The sequence below is a fragment of the Pseudomonas weihenstephanensis genome (genome assembly GCF_001043055.1).
GTDB classification, from domain to species: Bacteria; Pseudomonadota; Gammaproteobacteria; order Pseudomonadales; family Pseudomonadaceae; genus Aquipseudomonas; species Aquipseudomonas weihenstephanensis.
Genome location: NZ_JYLF01000008.1, coordinates 78,901 through 96,561, shown reverse-complemented (window position 1 = coordinate 96,561; position 17,661 = coordinate 78,901). Strand labels below are relative to the sequence as shown.

Sequence of the window (17,661 nt, the reverse complement as noted above, 5' to 3'; positions counted from 1 at the left end):
ATTCACTGCCTTGCACATTACCGGTTGAAACGATCCACCAAGGCCCGCAGCCCCGAAGAAATTCGCTTGAGTTCACCGCCGCGAACCACTGCCGCATTGGCGTTTTGCGCGGTATTTTGCACGGTTTGCGCCACGTTGTTGATTTGGCGTGACACATCCTCGGCCACGCAGGACTGTTCTTGCGAAGCTGCCGCCATTTGTTGGCTCATGTCCGTGATGCGCTCTACCGCCTGACGGATGCCTTGCAACGCCTCCTGCGCTTGCAACACCTGACGCACCCCCTGTTCGGCCTCTTGAATACCCAGGCTGGCAATATTTACCGCCTCATCAGCACCCACTTGCAGGTTTTCGATGATGCCCTGGATCTGCTCGGTCGACTCTCGGGTCTTGCCCGCCAGCGCGCGCACTTCATCGGCGACCACCGCAAACCCGCGCCCTTGCTCACCTGCACGCGCGGCTTCGATGGCGGCATTGAGTGCCAGCAGGTTGGTCTGGTCGGCAATCGCCCGAATCATGCCAGCGGCCGCCATGATTTCCTGGGTCTGCCCCGCCAGATTACCCACCGCAGCGTTGATCTGGTTCACCGTATTGGCCAGCAGCTGGATGGCATCACGCGTGGTACCGGCCACGTGACTGCCTTCTTCTGCCAACTGGTTGGCGGTGCTCGCTTCAGCCGCCGTGTGCTGCACATGCACAGCCACCTCGGATATGGACGCGGCCATTTCAGTCATGGCGGCGGCCGTCATGTCTGTTTCAGCCCGCTGTTGCAACAAGGCACTTTCGGTATCACTCGACAACTGGCTGGAGTCAGCGGCCGCTTCAGCCATTTGATTGGCCAGATCCAGCAAGCGGGTCAACGCGGTTTTTAAACGCGCTTCTTCGCTGATCAAAATCATGTGCAGTTGCGCAACGCCACCCTGCGAGTCGCTGTAAACCATCGCACTGACCGGGTCTGAAAACGCATCGGGCGAAGCATTCACGATGTGATTGAATTGCTGGCCGAGGCGTGAATGGCCCCAGATACCCACCCCCACAAACAGGGCGGCAGTGAGGCTCTGAGCGGCCAAAGCCGGGAGGACGTATGCACTGGCAATCGAAACAATCGCGGCGGTCACCGGCAGTAGCAGGACGCTGGCACTTTGAGTCGCACGATGGAACCCGGACACGGCCGGCTTGCCCTCACGCAAGCGCGCATACAAGGCTTCGGCCCGTGCCACTTGCTCACGGGTAGGTTTGACCCGCACCGACTCATAGCCCACCACACGGCCATCTTCAAGAATCGGCGTCACATAAGCGCTGACCCAATAGTAGTTGCCATTTTTACAGCGGTTTTTGACCACACCCATCCAGCTTTTACCGGCCTTGAGGTAGCGCCACATCAACTCGAACACGGACGCGGGCATGTCCGGGTGTCGCACCAGATTGTGCGTGCTGCCAATCAACTCATCCTGTGCAAAGCCACTCATGGCTGCAAATTCGGCGTTGCAGTAGGTGATATGGCTATGAACATCAGTGGCGGATATCAGCCGTTGATGGTCCGGAAAAGTTTGTTCAACACCGCTCACGGGAAGGTTAATGCGCACGGTAAAACTCCACCTGTGGACAGCACGCTCGCACGCGCCGATATAAAAAAAGAACAACCCCAAGGCTCGCCGCGAACACACTTAATAGGCTCCAGAAAGCATTAAGCAGACGCACAACAACACCCAACATCCTTGAACAGGCACGGGCTTGAAGAAGATCAAAAAGTAGCGCAATTCTACAAACTAATTTCAATTTTGCAAGTCAGTAAGCCGCGCACCAAAACAACGCACACCCCGTAAGACAGCACCCTTACTTGATCACGCGGCTATTTTTAAGCATAAAAAACGAAACACACTAAATGGACGCCTAATAGTAATAGACGACTACGTCTCATCCCTGCCCAACAAGGCTTGCAGCGGTTTAAACCAAGGGGCGTGAGAGGCTCAAGCATGCATATCGCACAGCCCCTGAACTTTAGGTATCGTCCTAAAGACAACTTCATAAAAAGATCGGCACCATCGTTCCATTTAATAAAAAATACGACCTTATTAAAAATTAATAACCGATCAAACAGGTCAAGTAATACATTTAAATAGCGCAGCAAAGTACCCAACACAATAACCTGCACGTCGAGGACTTGCCCCCTCTATACCCTGAGCGAATAAACAGCCTGCTGGTTAGAAATGTAGACGATATAAATGCATTCGAAAGACATATTCGATATATAAAATCAGGCCAGACCCACCCATTTTGTTTCAAAGAGCAGACAGCCACCCACAGCAAAAAATCACGAAAAGTCCGATAGTTCGGTCGTGTTCTTACGAAGAAAAAAAGGAGATTTTGAAATGGAGGCAACCCCACCAGCCACACCCCGGCACACAATGTTCCCGCTGTGGCTGCTTCCTTCCGGATCTGACCAGGTTCACGGGTAATCGTTGCGGAGGGACCGATAGGGTCACCATAACAACGTTCGCCTAGCAGCGAACGGCGCCATTGTACCTGTCTGAGGAAAACTTACAACCGCCTATTCAAGAATAAAAAAATGAACAGGCTCAAGCACTTGGATTTTTCATCCTCACCCGTAGCCGCTCGCTCAGATCGCGTCCGATTCCTGCGCTGTCGCACGCTACCTTCGCCAGCGCTACGTCAGACCGCGATGCCCTGCGCGCTCAAAAACGCGACAAACGCCTCCTCATCCAGCACCTTGAGGCCCAACTCATTGGCTTTGGTCAGCTTGGAGCCAGCACCCGGCCCCGCCACCACGCAGTGCGTCTTGCCAGACACCGAACCCGAGACTTTAGCGCCCAGGCTTTCGAGCTTGTCCTTGGCGACGTCGCGACTCATCAACTCCAGCGAACCCGTCAACACCCACGTCTGACCCGCTAAGGGCAACCCGGCGACGGTTTTTTTCTCACTTTGCCAATGCATGCCGAAATCACGCAGTTGCGCCTCGATCGCCAGTGCCACTCGGGCATTTTCAGGGCTGTCAAAAAACTCACGCACCGCCTTGGCCTGTTTTTCCGGCAAGGCTTGGCGCATATCCAGCCAGTCGGCATCAATCACGCCCTGGAGCGAGCCGAACTTGTCGGCGAGTTTTTGCGCACCGCCCGGCCCAACAAACGGAATGTGCAGTTTGTCGATCAAACCACCCAACGTGGTGCTGGCCGCAAATTCGGCGCCCAGATCGCCTTGATCCTGCAATTCAAGCCCGCGCTCCAGCAATTGGCTGATGACCTGCCGGTTATGCTCATCACTGAAGAAGCTGTTGATCTCGTGCGCCACCTCAAGACCGACATCCGGCAAATACGTGAGCACTTGCGGCAACGCACGCTGTACGCGCTCAAGCGAGGCCAGAGAACGCGCCAGCACCTTGGCCGTCTCTTCTCCTACATCTGGAATACCCAATGCATAGATAAAGCGAGCCAAGGTGGGACGCTTGCTGTCGGCAATCGCAGCCAACAGATTCTTGCTCGATAACTCGGCAAAACCTTCAAGATCGACGATCTGTTCGAAATTCAGGGTGTACAAGTCCGCTGGCGAGCGCACCAACCCCTCATCCACCAGCTGCTCAACGCTTTTCTCACCCAGACCTTCGATGTCCATCGCTCTGCGCGAGACAAAGTGAATAATCGCCTGTTTGAGTTGCGCACCGCAGGCCAGACGCCCCACACACCGGTACACCGCCCCTTCGCTGACGGTTTCGCGACCCTTGCTGCGCTTGACCAGTTGTGTGCGCTCAACATGGGAACCGCAGACCGGGCAGCTTTGCGGGATGTGCACAGGGCGCGCGTCGTCTGGACGGCGTTCGAGCACCACTTGCACCACCTGCGGAATCACATCCCCTGCACGACGAATGATCACGGTATCGCCAATCATCAGCCCCAAACGCGCCACTTCATCCATGTTGTGCAATGTCGCATTGGATACCGTCACGCCAGCCACCTTGACGGGCTTGAGGCGAGCGACGGGCGTCACTGCACCGGTACGGCCCACCTGAAACTCCACATCCAGCAATTGGGTCAGCTCTTCCATTGCCGGGAATTTGTGCGCAATCGCCCACCGCGGCTCACGCGCCCGAAAACCCAATTCGCGCTGCGAGGCCAAACTGTTGACTTTGAACACCACCCCGTCGATCTCGTAAGGCAGCGCCGCACGACGTTCGCCAATGTCGCGGTAGTAATCCAGACACTCGCCAATGCCCTTGGCCAGTTTCAGCTCATGGCTAATGGGCATGCCCCATTGCTGTAGTTGTTTAAGGTTACCGATGTGGGTATCTGCAAACTCTTGCGAGACTTGCCCCAACCCATAACAGCAGAATTCAAGTGGGCGGCTGGCGGTGATCCTGGAGTCCAGTTGACGCAAGCTGCCCGCCGCCGCATTACGCGGGTTGGCGAACGTCTTGCCACCCGCTTGCAGTTGGGCTTCATTCAAACGGTCGAACCCGGCCTTGGACATGAACACTTCGCCACGCACTTCCAGCACTGCGGGCCAGCCGCTGCCGTGCAGCTTGAGCGGGATATTGCGCACGGTGCGCACATTGACGCTGATGTCTTCGCCCGTGGTGCCATCACCGCGCGTGGCACCGCGTACCAGATGCCCGTCGTGGTAAAGCAGGCTCACCGCCAGGCCGTCCAGTTTGGGTTCACAGCTGTATTCAACCTCGGCGCCGCCACCCAGCAAATCAGCTGCTGGCAAATCCAGCCCTTCTTGCACGCGCCGGTCAAACTCGCGCATGTCCGATTCATCGAAGGCATTACCCAAACTCAACATCGGCACTTCATGACGCACTTGCGTAAAGGCCGACAACGCCGCACTGCCGACCCGCTGGGTCGGTGAATCAGGGGTGATCCACTGCGGATGCTCAGCCTCCAGCGCCTTGAGCTCGCGAAACAGGCGATCGTATTCAGCGTCCGGGATGCTTGGCTCGTCGAGGACGTGATAGCGATAGTTGTGCTGGTCCAGTTCAGCGCGCAGCGCCAGGATTCGAGTATGGGCGGCAGTCATGGGGTGTTCTCTCACAATGCAAAAGAGCAGCCGTGGCTGCTCTTGAGTTGATTCATTCGCGTTTGAGCGGGAGCAAAGAAGCTGACTCCCACAAGGTTTAGCGCTTTTGGGTCAGTGCGCGACGCTCAAACTCAACGATGCGCTGACGGTAGTGTTCGATGGTCTGCGCGGTCAACACGCTGCGCTGATCATCTTTAAGCTCGCCATTAAGCTCCTGCGACAGTTTGCGTGCAGCAGCGACCATCACATCAAACGCCTGCTTGGGATGACGCGGGCCTGGCAAGCCGAGGAAGAAACTGACGGCCGGGGTACTGAACAGATCAATGTCGTCCAGATCAAACACGCCCGGCTTGACGGCGTTAGCCATCGAGAACAGCACTTCGCCGTTACCGGCCATGCTTTCGTGGCGGTGGAAAATATCCATCTCACCAAAACGCAGACCGCTTTCAAGAATGTTCTGCAACAGCGCCGGGCCTTTGAAGCCCGCCGGATCACGACTGATGACGCTGATGACCAGCACTTCTTCGGCAGCCGGTTGCGGCTCTTTGTCTTCAACCACCGCCGACATGGAGGGGCTGGAAGTTGCACGACCACGGGCAGGCTTGGCTTCAGGCGCGAAGTCATCACGGGCACTCAGGCTCGGGCCGTCATCCTCAAGATCGAGGTTCAGGTTCAAGTCACCCTGGCTTGGCTCGCCACCCCGCTTGCCGCGCTTGGCACCCTTCTCACGCGCCGGCATGCTCACGGACGGCAGGTCATGCTCATCGAGTTGCGGCTCTTTATGGTTCGGGGTGTCCAGAACACGTGAAGGGCCCAGCAACTCGGCGCTGGTCTCCTCCTCGTCCGGCACATTGGAAAAGCTGCGGTCAAGGCGAAACTTAAGCTTGCCCTTGCCGCCGCGCATCCGGCGCCAGCCATCAAAAAGAATACCGGCGATGACCACTATGCCGATGACGATCAGCCACTCGCGCAGACCGATTTCCATGTAATCCCTTGCCCCTAAAAAATGATTCTATGAAGAAGAGCCTAAAGCCCTTTAAAACGTGGCGCCAACTCTATGTTCTGAATGGCGTTTTACCCACGTACAAAAAAATTAGACGCTAAATTAGCACGACCAAAGATAACTTTACACCGTCTGTCGCATTGAGCTATGCCAACAAAGCCACATGCGCACGAGACAAATCACTCAAGCGCAAAGGAAAATTCCTACCAGCAGAAATTTTTGACCCTACTTGCTTATAGCTCAAGCTTCGACCATTGCCATTGCCTCCTCGACATCAACCGCGACCAGACGTGAACAGCCAGGCTCATGCATCGTCACACCCATCAACTGATCGGCCATTTCCATGGCGATTTTGTTGTGGGTGATGTAGATGAATTGCACCGTCTGGGACATCTCTTTCACCAGACGGGCATAGCGCCCGACGTTCGCATCATCCAGCGGTGCATCCACTTCATCGAGCATGCAAAACGGGGCCGGATTCAATTTAAAGATGGCAAAAACCAGCGCCAGCGCGGTCAATGCCTTCTCGCCACCCGACAGCAAATGGATGGTGCTGTTCTTTTTGCCTGGCGGGCGCGCCATGATCGTCACCCCTGTATCGAGTAAATCTTCGCCCGTCAGTTCCAAATAAGCGCTGCCTCCGCCGAAAACTTTTGGGAAAAGGGCCTGCAATCCGCCATTTATCTGATCAAAGGTGTCTTTGAAGCGGCTGCGGGTTTCTTTGTCGATCTTGCGAATGACGTTTTCCAGGGTTTCAAGCGCTTCGACCAAGTCCGCATCCTGAGCATCCAGATAACGCTTTCGCTCGGACTGCTGCTGGTACTCGTCGATGGCTGCAAGGTTGATCGCACCCAAGCGCTGGATTCGCGCCGCAATGCGCTCCAACTCTTCTTGCGCCTGCTGCTCATTGAGCTCGTTGCTTAACGTGGCTAACACGCCGTGCAAGTCATACCCGTCAGCCAGCAACTGATCTTGCAACGCGGTACGCCGCACCGTCAGTGCCTGCCATTCCATCCGTTGTTGCTCAAGCTGGCCGCGGATCAGTTGCGACTGTTGCTCGGCCTGATTGCGGCGCTTCTCGGCATCGCGCAACTCACGATCGGCATCTTCAAGCGCGGTTTGGGCGACTTTGAGCTCTTCATCCACACTCAAACGCTTGTCGAGCAGTTCTTCGAGCTTGAGACGCAGCTCTTCAAGCGGCGCTTCGCCCTCTTCCAGATTGAGGTTCAGTTGTTCACGTTTTTCGTTCAGGCGTTCGGACTGCAACTCCAGGCGCTCAAGGGCCTGGCGCGTGGAATCGTACTGAGCCTTGAGCGAACCCAAGCGCACCGCCAATTGATGCGCGTGATCCTTGTGCTGGCGTGCATCCTGACGCACACGGTCAAGACGCTCGCGCAGGCTGTCACGTTGCGCCAGCAACAGCTCGCGCTGCTCGGTGTCTGTCGCCATAGCATCCAGCGCATCTTGCAAGTGCAGACGCGCCTCACCGACCTGCTCATGCTCAACGGTGCGCTGCTCACCCAGTTCAGTCAGCTCTTCATCCAGACGCCGACGGCGCAGGGTCAGTTGCTCGACCTTGGCTTTGCTGGCTGAGAGTTTGGCTTTGATCTCACCCTGCTGCCGCGCCTCGTCCTGCAAGCGACGGCGCACCTGCTCACGCGCCTCTTCCTGCGTCAGCTGTTGCTCACGCAACTGCTGCAAGTGCGCTTCGAGGGTTGCCAACGTGGCTTCGCGCTCATCGCGCTCAAGCTCAAGGCGCTGGATTTCCTGGCCACGGGCCAGCACGCCGCTTTCAGCTTCGCTGGCGCGGCGAACACGCAGAAAATTGCGCCCCACCCAATAGCCGTCTCGGCTGATCAGGCTTTGCCCGTCTGCCAGTTGGGTGCGCAGTGCCAGCGCCTGCTCAAGGGTCTCGACCGGCTTGACCTGCCCCAGCCAAGGCGCGAGGTCGAACGCTGACTCAACCTTGTCGAGCAAACTGCCCGCCATGCCCTGTGAGGGTGTGCCTGCACTGAACAAACGCAAGTCGCCTTGTGCGAACCCTGCCAGATCGAACCGCGCAAAGTCATCGACCAACACCGCTTGCAGATCAGCACCCAGCACGGTTTCGACAGCCAGCTCCCAGCCCGCCTCAACGCTCAAGCCTTCTGCCAGACGCGGCTGCTGACTGAGCTGGTGCTCGCGCAGCCATTGTGCGGTGCCCGTGCCCGGGTCCAGCGCGGCTTGCTGCAAGGCCTCAAGCGATGCCAAACGACCATTGAGCCGCTGCAATTCGCCCTGAGCCTGTTGCTGATTGTGTGTGGCTTGTTGCAGGTCGTGACGCACCTGTTCCAGACGCTCAACCACCTGGTTCTCAGTGGCCTGCAACGTTTCGTGAGTCAATTCGCTGGTGGCCAGACACTCGCTCAGCTCCAGAATGGCAGCGTCTTCCGGGTCAGCCGCGAGCAAGGCGCGCTCTTCCCCCAAACGACGCTGACGTTCAGCCACCCGCTCCATGCTGGTTTCCAGTTGCGCAATGCGCGCTTGCAGCACTTGGGACTGGCGCTGCGGCTCGGCACTGCGCAGGTTGAAAGCATCCCACTGCTCTTGCCAGGCTTGCATGGTAACTTCGGACTCTTCGAGCGCAGCACCGGCCTCTTCGGCGGCAGCGCTGGTCAGTTCCTGCTCGGGCTCAAGCATCGCCAGCTCTTCACCCAGCGTGGCCAGCAGCGTGCGGTCGTGACCCAAATGCGATTCGGTTTCGAGCCGCGAACGCTCAGCCTCACGCAAGTCGTCCTGCAACTGGCGCAAACGCTGCTGGCCGTGTTGAATGCTTTGCTCAACCCGGGCAATGTCACCACCCACAGAATAGAAGCGCCCCTGCACCAAGTTGAAGCGCTCTGACAGATCATGGTGCCCGTCACGCAGGCGCTCGATACTGGCGTCCGCGTTGCGCTGCTCAGCCACCAGGGCTTCGAAGCTGACTTCCTGATTGCCGATAATCGCTTCGCGCTGGCCAACTTGCTCGTTCAGTGCCTGCCAGCGCAGGGCTGACAGTTGCGCCTTGAGCTGACGCTCTTCGGCTTTATATTCCTGATACTTCTCGGCGGACTGGGCCTGGCGATGCAAGCGCTCAAGCTGACGCCCCAGCTCATCCCGCAGATCGGTGAGACGCGCGAGGTTTTCATGGGTGCGACGGATACGGTTTTCGGTCTCGCGTCGGCGCTCCTTGTACTTGGAGATGCCTGCCGCCTCTTCGATGAAATTACGCAGGTCTTCGGGCTTGGACTCGATCAGTTTCGAGATCATGCCTTGCTCGATGATCGAGTAGCTGCGCGGCCCAAGGCCCGTGCCGAGGAAGATATCGGTGATGTCGCGACGCCGGCACTTGGTGCCATTGAGGTAGTAGGTGGTCTGGCTGTCGCGGGTCACTTTGCGGCGAATGGAAATCTCGGCGTAAGCCGCGTATTCGCCCAGCAAGGTGCCGTCCGAGTTATCAAACACCAGCTCGATGCTGGCCTGACTCACGGGCTTGCGGGTCGTTGAGCCATTGAAGATGACGTCGGTCATCGACTCGCCACGCAGGTTTTTGGCTGAGCTTTCGCCCATTACCCAGCGTACGGCGTCGATGATGTTGGACTTGCCGCAACCGTTAGGCCCCACCACCGCCGCCATGTTGCTGGGGAAGTTAACGGTGGTCGGATCGACGAAAGACTTGAAACCCGCCAGTTTGATGCACTTGAGACGCACGCTCAGGCAACCGTCAAGGCAGACAACACCAGATCACAACTGCGCTGGGCATAACTGCTCAGCACCACACGAATGCGCGGCAGGTCACGAGCGACCACCGCGTCGAGCAACTGGGCGAACAAGGTGAGGAATTCATTCATCGCGGCCTTGCGCTGCTCCAGTGCCAGGTAATAGGCACGGCTCATGGCCGGGTGCAGATTTTCTACGGTTTCCTGCAAGTACGGATTGTTGGCGAAGGGATACGCCGCGCGCATCACATTGAAGCTGTCTTCGACAAACGCGCTGATGTCCTGGCGCTCAAGGCTGGCGCTCAAGCGCTGCTGAATTTGCAGGAACGGGCCCAAGTCAGCCTGAACGGCCCAACGCTGCGCCACTGCATTACCCAGCAGGATGTACAACTCACTCATCAACGTGCACAGGCTCTGCACCTTGTGCGCAGTCAGTTCGGTGACATGCGCCCCGCGTCGCGGCAGGATGGCGATCAAGTGCCGACGCTCCAGGATCAACAACGCCTCACGCACAGAACCGCGGCTGACATTGAGCGCCAGCGTCACCTTCTGTTCCTGAATGCGTTCCCCAGGCTTTAACTCGCCACGAATGATCCGTTCGGCGAGGTGATGAGCGATTTGCTCGGCGAGGCTATCCGGCGCCTTGAACGTCATGTTTTACCTTCAAAATCTTTGATCAGTGCAAGCGGCGCAGTGTAGCGCACTTGCTACGTACTAGCGGAGTGCCCGGGACGCAGAATTTGGCACGATTTAAGCAAATAACGGGGTCATTACCCTCCCAAAACTATCGTTTTGGTGTCCCGCACTCATTTTCTTGACCCGCGAGTCAGTTATGACTAAATTCAGCCCATCCCGCTCGATAACAATAATGATTTTGCGAGGCCTTCCGTGATCCAGTTCCTGATTAACCAGACGCTGCGTACCGAGCACGCGCTGGACCCCAACCTGACCGTGCTCAATTACCTGCGTGAGCACCTGCATAAACCCGGAACCAAGGAAGGCTGCGCCAGCGGCGACTGCGGTGCCTGCACCGTGGTAATCGGCCAATTGCACACCGATCCACACGGCATTGAGCGCTTGCGTTATCGCAGCATCAACGCTTGCCTGACGTTCGTGTCGACACTGCATGGCAAGCAACTGATCAGCGTCGAAGACCTCAAGCATCAAGGCGAACTGCACAGCGTGCAACGTGCCATGGTTGAGTGCCACGGCTCGCAATGCGGGTTTTGCACGCCAGGATTTGTGATGTCGCTGTTCGCGCTGCAAAAAAACAGCACCGAACCCGACACTCATCAAGCCCACGAAGCGCTGGCTGGCAACCTGTGCCGCTGCACCGGTTATCGGCCGATTCTGGCCGCCGCCGAACGCGCCTGTTCGGTGCGCAGCAGCGACCAATTTGATGCACGCGAGCGCGATACCATCGCCGCCCTCAAAGCCATCACCCCCACCCGCACAGACGAACTCAACAGCGGCGACAAACGCTGCCTGCTGCCCTTGACGCTCAACGACCTGGCCGACCTGTATGACGCTTGCCCGCAAGCGCGCTTGTTGGCAGGCGGCACAGACCTGGCCCTGGAAGTCACCCAGTTCCACCGTTCACTGGCGGTGATGATTTACGTCGGCAACGTGGCCGAAATGAAGCGCATTGAGTACATCGAAGACCGAATCGAAATCGGCGCCGCCGTTTCACTGACCGACGCCTACACCACGCTCAACAGTGAATACCCGGACTTTGGCCAATTGCTGCAACGCTTCGCCTCGCTGCAGATCCGCAATCAGGGCACCTTGGGCGGCAACATTGGCAACGCGTCCCCGATTGGCGACACCCCTCCGCTGCTGATTGCACTGGGCGCCCGCCTGGTCCTGCGCAAAGGCGAAGCAAGCCGCACCCTGGCGCTTGAGGACTACTTCATTGATTACCGCGTGACGGCGCGCCAAGAAGGCGAATTCATCGAAAAAATCATCATTCCACGCGCATCCGTCGATGCCACCTTTCGCGCCTATAAAGTCTCCAAGCGACTGGATGACGACATCAGCGCCGTCTGTGCCGCGTTCAACCTGCGCATCCGTCAGGGCGTGGTCAGCGAAGCGCGGATCGCCTTCGGCGGCATGGCCGCGACGCCAAAGCGCGCCACGGCCTGTGAAGCCGTGCTCAATGGCGCTCACTGGAACAACGACAACCTTGAGCGCGCTTGCCTCGCATTGGCCGAAGACTTCGCCCCGCTGTCGGACTTTCGCGCCAGCAAGGAATACCGGCTGCTGAGCGCGCAAAACCTGCTGCGCAAATACTTCATCGAACTGCAAACCCCAGACCTTCAAACGCGGGTGACGGCTTATGTCTAACCATCACAAGATCGAGCCGTCCCAAGCCCAATTGCTGTCCCTGTTCGAGCAAGACCTGCAAACCGGTGTCGGACGCAGCGTCAAGCACGACAGTGCCCAAAAGCATGTGTGCGGCGAAGCGCAGTACATTGATGACCGTCTGGAATTCCCCAATCAACTGCATGTGTATGCCCGTCTTTCAGACCGCGCCCACGCCAAAATCATCCGTGTCGACACCTCGCCGTGCTACGCCATCGACGGCGTGCGTCTGGTGATCACCCACCACGACATCCCCGGCCTTAAAGACATCGGCCCGCTACTGCCCGGCGACCCGCTTTTAGCCATCGACACGGTGGAGTTCGTCGGGCAACCGATACTGGCCGTAGCGGCGTGTGATCTCGACACCGCCCGCACCGCCGCTATGGCCGCCATCATCGAATACGAAGACCTGGAGCCCGTATTGGACGTGGTCGAGGCCTTGCGCAAAAAACACTTTGTGCTCGACAGCCACACCCACCGGCGAGGCGACTCGGCGAGCGCACTGGCGCATGCCGAGCACCGCCTGCAAGGCACCCTGCACATTGGCGGGCAAGAACACTTCTACCTCGAAACCCAGATTTCATCGGTCATGCCCAGCGAAGACGGCGGCATGATCGTGTATTGCTCCACGCAAAACCCCACCGAAATCCAGAAGCTGGTCGCTGAAGTCCTCGACGTGTCGATGAACAAAATCGTCGTCGACATGCGCCGCATGGGCGGTGGTTTCGGCGGCAAAGAGACGCAAGCCGCCAGCCCTGCGTGCCTGTGCGCCGTGGTCGCGCGTATCACCGGCCAACCGACGAAAATGCGCCTGCCCCGCGTCGAAGACATGCAGATGACCGGCAAGCGCCACCCTTTTTACGTCGAATACGATGTCGGCTTTGACGCACGCGGGCGCTTGCAAGGCATTCAATTGGAGCTGGCAGGCAATTGCGGCTATTCACCCGATTTATCCGCCTCCATTGTCGACCGCGCAATGTTCCACGCCGACAACGCCTATTACCTGGGCAACGCCACGATCAATGGCCATCGCTGCAAGACCAACACCGCCTCCAACACCGCGTATCGCGGCTTTGGCGGCCCGCAAGGCATGGTGGCCATCGAGCAGGTCATGGACCATATCGCCCGCCATCTTGGGCTTGATCCGCTGGCCGTGCGCAAAATCAACTACTACGGCAAGACCGAACGCAACGAAACCCACTACTACCAGACTGTTGAGCACAACCTGCTGGATGAAATGACCGCCGACCTGGAAGCCAGCAGTCAGTACGCGCAACGGCGTGAAGCGATCAAGGCGTTCAATGCCAGCAGCCCATTCCTGAAAAAGGGTCTGGCGCTGACACCGGTCAAATTCGGCATTTCGTTCACCGCCAGCTTTCTCAATCAGGCGGGTGCGTTGATCCATGTCTACACCGACGGCAGCATTCACTTGAATCACGGCGGCACCGAAATGGGCCAAGGCCTCAACACCAAGGTCGCGCAAGTGGTTGCCGAAGTGTTTCAAGTGGACATCAGCCGCGTACAGATCACCGCGACCAACACGGACAAAGTACCCAACACCTCGCCCACCGCAGCCTCCAGCGGCACTGATCTGAATGGCAAAGCCGCGCAGAATGCGGCTGAAATCATCAAGCAGCGTTTAATCGCCTTCGCTGCCGCCACGTACGCGGTCAGTGAGCATGAGGTGATTTTCCATAACGGCCAGGTGCGTGTCGGCGAACTGCTACTGAGTTTTGAGACGCTGATCCAACAGGCTTATTTCGGCCAGGTGTCGTTGTCGAGCACCGGCTACTACAAAACTCCAAAAATCTTTTACGACCGCAGCCAGGCACGTGGGCGCCCGTTTTATTACTTCGCGTTTGGCGCGGCCTGTGCAGAAGTGATCGTCGACACGCTGACCGGCGAATACAAAATGTTGCGCACCGACATCCTGCATGACGTTGGCGCGTCATTGAACCCGGCCATCGACATCGGCCAGGTCGAAGGCGGCTACATTCAGGGCGCGGGCTGGTTGACCATGGAAGAGCTGGTGTGGAATGCCAAAGGCAAGTTGATGACCAACGGCCCCGCCAGCTACAAGATTCCGGCCGTAGCGGACATGCCCCTGGACTTGCGCGTGACACTGGTCGAGAACCGCAAAAACCCGGAAGACACGGTGTTCCACTCCAAAGCCGTGGGCGAGCCACCGTTCATGCTCGGTATTGCCGCCTGGTGCGCCATCAAGGACGCAGTGGCCAGCCTGGCCAACTACCGCGTGCAACCCGACATCGACGCACCGGCCACGCCGGAGCGTGTGCTATGGGGCTGCGAGCAAATGCGCAAGCACGCCCAACAAGCCCCCGCGGCGCAGGATGAACAGCATGCATAACTGGATCAGTGCCCTGGCCGACTTACAGCTGCGCGGCGAACCGTGCATGCTCGTCACCATCATCGAAGAACAAGGTTCAACCCCGCGCAATGCCGGTTCGAAAATGGTCATCAGCGCCACGCAAACCTTCGACACCATCGGCGGTGGCCATCTGGAATACAAGGCGATGCAAATTGCCCGCGAGCGGCTGAACAACGGCCAGCCCGACACGCACCTGCAACGCTTCAGCCTCGGCGCCAGCCTGGGACAATGCTGCGGCGGCGTGGCGGTGCTGTTATTCGAGCCCATGGGCCAGGTGCAGGCGCAGATCGCTGTGTTTGGTGCAGGCCATGTGGCCCGGGCGCTGGTGCCACTGCTCGCCAGCTTGCCGTGCCGGGTACGCTGGATTGACTCGCGCGAGCAGGAGTTCCCCGCCTGCATCCCGGTGGGGGTGCAAAAAATCGTCACTGACGAACCGGTGGATGAGGTCAATGATCTGCCAGCGGGTTGCTACTGCATCGTCATGACGCATAATCACGCCCTGGATCTGGAACTCAGCGCAGCCCTGCTCAAACGCAATGACTTTACCTACTTCGGCTTGATTGGTTCCAAAACCAAACGCATGAAGTTCGAGCACCGCCTGCGCGACAGAGGCATCAGCGCCCCTCATTTGCAGCGTATGCGCTGCCCGATGGGCTTGAGCGAAGTCAAAGGCAAGTTGCCGATTGAAATCGCCATTTCCATCGCCGGCGAAATTATCGCCACCTACAACGCCCACTTCGGCCAACCGAGTGCCAGCGTCGAACCCATTAAAAGAGTGCTGCCGTCTTCGCGACGCAGCCAAGCCACGAACTGAGAAACATGATGACTTGTAAAGCCTACCGCGCCGCCATCCTGCACAGCATCGCCGACCCGGCCGAGGTCGGCGTCGAAGCGTCCTACGAATACTTTGAGGACGGCTTGCTGATCGTTGACGACGGCCAGATCAAAGCCGTCGGCAACGCCCGCGAGTTATTGGCCACCTTGCCAGCTGACGTGGCCGTCACTGAATACACCGACGCCCTGATCACCCCCGGTTTTATCGACACCCACATCCACTTCCCGCAAACCGGCATGATTGGTTCTTACGGCGAACAGTTGCTCGACTGGCTCAACACCTACACCTTTCCGTGCGAAAGCCAGTTCGCAGACAAAGCCCACGCGCAAGAAGTGGCCGATGTGTTCCTCAAAGAACTGTTGCGTAATGGCACCACCACCGCACTGGTATTTGGCAGCGTGCACCCGCAATCCGTTGACGCACTGTTTGAAGCCGCGCAGCGTCTGGACCTGCGCCTGATCGCGGGCAAAGTGATGATGGACCGCAATGCGCCGGACTATCTGACAGACACCGCAGAAACCGGCTACGCCCAGAGCAAGGAGCTGATCGAACGCTGGCACGGCAAGGGCCGCCTGCATTACGCCGTCACCCCGCGCTTCGCCCCGACCAGCACCCCGCAACAACTGACCTTGGCAGGCAAACTGCTCGGTGAATACCCGGACGTGTACCTGCACACTCACATCAGCGAGAACCTTCAGGAAATCGAATGGGTTAAATCGCTGTTCCCTGAACGTAAAGGTTATCTGGACGTGTACGACCACTACCAACTGCTGGGTGAGCGCTCTGTATTTGCCCATGGCGTGCATTTATGTGACGAAGAATGCGCGCGGCTGGCCGAAACCGGTTCGGCAGTTGCGTTTTGCCCCACCTCAAACCTGTTTTTGGGCAGCGGCCTGTTCAACCTGCCAATGGCCGAAAAACACAAACTTAACGTCGGCCTGGGCACCGACGTAGGCGCGGGCACCAGTTTCTCGCTGCTCAACACCCTGAACGAAGCCTACAAAGTCATGCAGTTGCAAGGGCTGCGCCTTAACCCGTTCAAGTCGTTGTATTTGGCGACATTGGGCGGCGCGCGCGCGCTGCGCCTGGAAGACCGCATTGGCACCCTGCAACCGGGCACTGATGCAGACTTTTTGGTGCTGGACTACCACGCGACTCCGCTGCTGAGTTATCGCCTCAAGCAATCAAAAAACATCGCTGAAACGCTGTTCGTCCTGATGACGCTGGGCGACGACCGCACCGTGCAACAGACCTTTGCGGCGGGCAACCTGGTGCACCAGCGCTGATCGAAGCGCGCACGAACCAGATCGCAGTCGGGTGTCACTCGTCAGCTCATGCCGGTCTAGGTGCTCGATGCTTGAATGCAGTCGCTGCCCAAAGCAGCGACTGCCACTCAAAGCTTCGCCGACGGCCGTGAGGGCTTGCCCTTGGTTTGCAGCAAATGCGAGAAGACCGCGTGCAAGTCGTCCGAGGCGCTCTCTTCGTCAAGGTTGAGCTTGCTGTCGATGTGATCCATGTGGTGCATCATCAGGCTCACCGCCAGCTCGGCATTGCGCGCCTCGATGGCATCAATCAACTGCATGTGCTCATCGTAAGAACAATGCGAGCGGTTGCCGCTTTCATACTGGGCAATGATCAACGAGGTTTGCGACACCAGGCTGCGCTGAAAGCTGATCAGCGGAGTGTTCTTCGCCGCTTCTGCCAACTTGAGGTGAAACTCGCCAGACAAGCGAATACCTGCACCGCGATCACCCCGCGAGAAACTGTCACGCTCGTCTTGCACCATTTTGCGCAAATCGGCGAGGTCCTCGGCAGTGGCATGTACAACGGCCAATTCGGTAATGGCCTTTTCAACCAGACGCCGCGCAAAAAACACCTGACGCGCTTCTTCAATGCTCGGGCTGGCCACCACCGCACCGCGATTGGGGCGCAGTAACACCACCCCTTCATGGGCCAAACGCGACAGCGCGCGACGAATAATGGTGCGGCTCACTCCAAAAATCTCACCCAGCGCTTCTTCGCTCAGCTTGGTGCCCGGCGCCAATCGCTGTTCGAGAATGGCCTCAAAAATATGCGCGTAAACGATATCGTCCTGAGTTCCGGTGCGACCGGCCTTACCTGCCCGGGTGGGTTTCTTGAGGGGCTGCAACTGTTCGTTCATGAGGTCTCGTGTGGGATAGCGGCGGCGGATGAGGTTTTACGTTAGTACGTAAACGGGCGCCGCTGGTAATGAATTAATACTTAAAAACAGCGCGCATTGTACACAACCCAGATTGCCAGTACGACTGTACGGCTCTTTGCTGCCACG

9 protein-coding genes, 1 other RNA gene and 2 pseudogenes are annotated in these 17,661 nt (G+C 58.1%); 4 read left to right on the top strand and 8 right to left on the bottom strand.

Annotation, left to right across the window (positions count from 1 at the left end; genetic code table 11):
* Positions 1-17 precede the first annotated feature (17 nt).
* The 7 genes and pseudogenes from TU86_RS23735 to TU86_RS17690 form a co-directional block, all read right to left on the bottom strand.
* Positions 18-509 (bottom strand): annotated as a pseudogene (locus TU86_RS23735) (methyl-accepting chemotaxis protein); the annotation flags it as partial.
* 792 nt (positions 510-1,301) lie between these two features.
* Positions 1,302-1,565 (bottom strand): annotated as a pseudogene (locus TU86_RS23730) (PAS domain-containing protein); the annotation flags it as partial.
* A gap of 814 nt (positions 1,566-2,379) precedes the next feature.
* Positions 2,380-2,476, bottom strand: an RNA gene (gene ffs / locus TU86_RS22595) — signal recognition particle sRNA small type.
* Positions 2,477-2,670: 194 nt separating this feature from the next.
* A complete protein-coding gene (gene ligA, locus TU86_RS17705) occupies positions 2,671-5,028 on the bottom strand; it encodes an NAD-dependent DNA ligase LigA (RefSeq protein ID WP_048365621.1) in 2,358 nt (785 codons plus the stop codon).
* Positions 5,029-5,125: 97 nt separating this feature from the next.
* On the bottom strand, positions 5,126-6,013 hold the full coding sequence (zipA, locus tag TU86_RS17700; protein WP_048365620.1) for a cell division protein ZipA: 888 nt from the start codon (positions 6,011-6,013) through the stop codon (positions 5,126-5,128).
* A 258-nt stretch (positions 6,014-6,271) separates the two neighbouring features.
* Complete coding sequence (gene smc, locus TU86_RS17695) at positions 6,272-9,760, bottom strand: chromosome segregation protein SMC (RefSeq protein ID WP_048365619.1); 3,489 nt, start codon at positions 9,758-9,760, stop codon at positions 6,272-6,274.
* Between the two features lie 2 nt (positions 9,761-9,762).
* A complete protein-coding gene (locus tag TU86_RS17690; protein ID WP_048365618.1) occupies positions 9,763-10,422 on the bottom strand; it encodes a GntR family transcriptional regulator in 660 nt (219 codons plus the stop codon).
* Positions 10,423-10,656: 234 nt separating this feature from the next.
* Between TU86_RS17690 and xdhA the strand changes: the two genes are divergently transcribed.
* The 4 genes from xdhA to guaD are packed head-to-tail and all read left to right on the top strand — an operon-like array spanning position 10,657 to position 16,639.
* Positions 10,657-12,111, top strand: coding sequence for a xanthine dehydrogenase small subunit (gene xdhA / locus TU86_RS17685; protein WP_048365617.1), 1,455 nt, complete (start codon positions 10,657-10,659; stop codon positions 12,109-12,111).
* A complete protein-coding gene (gene xdhB, locus TU86_RS17680) occupies positions 12,104-14,497 on the top strand; it encodes a xanthine dehydrogenase molybdopterin binding subunit (protein WP_048365616.1) in 2,394 nt (797 codons plus the stop codon). Before xdhA ends, xdhB begins: the two co-directional genes overlap by 8 nt.
* The gene (gene xdhC / locus TU86_RS17675) at positions 14,490-15,332 is read left to right on the top strand and encodes a xanthine dehydrogenase accessory protein XdhC (RefSeq protein WP_048365615.1); all 843 of its coding nucleotides are present in this window, start codon (positions 14,490-14,492) and stop codon (positions 15,330-15,332) included. The genes xdhB and xdhC overlap by 8 nt, the downstream gene beginning before the upstream one ends.
* 8 nt (positions 15,333-15,340) lie before the next feature.
* Positions 15,341-16,639: a guanine deaminase gene (gene guaD / locus TU86_RS17670; protein WP_048365614.1), complete on the top strand. Its 1,299-nt coding sequence runs from the start codon at positions 15,341-15,343 to the stop codon at positions 16,637-16,639.
* A gap of 107 nt (positions 16,640-16,746) precedes the next feature.
* Here guaD and TU86_RS17665 read toward each other — a convergent pair whose 3' ends face one another.
* On the bottom strand, positions 16,747-17,514 hold the full coding sequence (locus TU86_RS17665) for a GntR family transcriptional regulator (RefSeq protein ID WP_048365613.1): 768 nt from the start codon (positions 17,512-17,514) through the stop codon (positions 16,747-16,749).
* Between the last annotated feature and the right edge of the window lie 147 nt (positions 17,515-17,661).

What these genes read in the sequence shown, in the direction of transcription:
- ligA (WP_048365621.1), bottom strand. Translation starts at nt 5,028, where the DNA reads ATGACTGCCGCCCATACTCGAATCCTGGCGCTGCGCGCTGAACTGGAC.
- zipA (WP_048365620.1), bottom strand. Translation starts at nt 6,013, where the DNA reads ATGGAAATCGGTCTGCGCGAGTGGCTGATCGTCATCGGCATAGTGGTC.
- TU86_RS17690 (WP_048365618.1), bottom strand. Translation starts at nt 10,422, where the DNA reads ATGACGTTCAAGGCGCCGGATAGCCTCGCCGAGCAAATCGCTCATCAC.
- xdhB (WP_048365616.1), top strand. Translation starts at nt 12,104, where the DNA reads ATGTCTAACCATCACAAGATCGAGCCGTCCCAAGCCCAATTGCTGTCC.
- xdhC (WP_048365615.1), top strand. Translation starts at nt 14,490, where the DNA reads ATGCATAACTGGATCAGTGCCCTGGCCGACTTACAGCTGCGCGGCGAA.
- guaD (WP_048365614.1), top strand. Translation starts at nt 15,341, where the DNA reads ATGACTTGTAAAGCCTACCGCGCCGCCATCCTGCACAGCATCGCCGAC.
- TU86_RS17665 (WP_048365613.1), bottom strand. Translation starts at nt 17,514, where the DNA reads ATGAACGAACAGTTGCAGCCCCTCAAGAAACCCACCCGGGCAGGTAAG.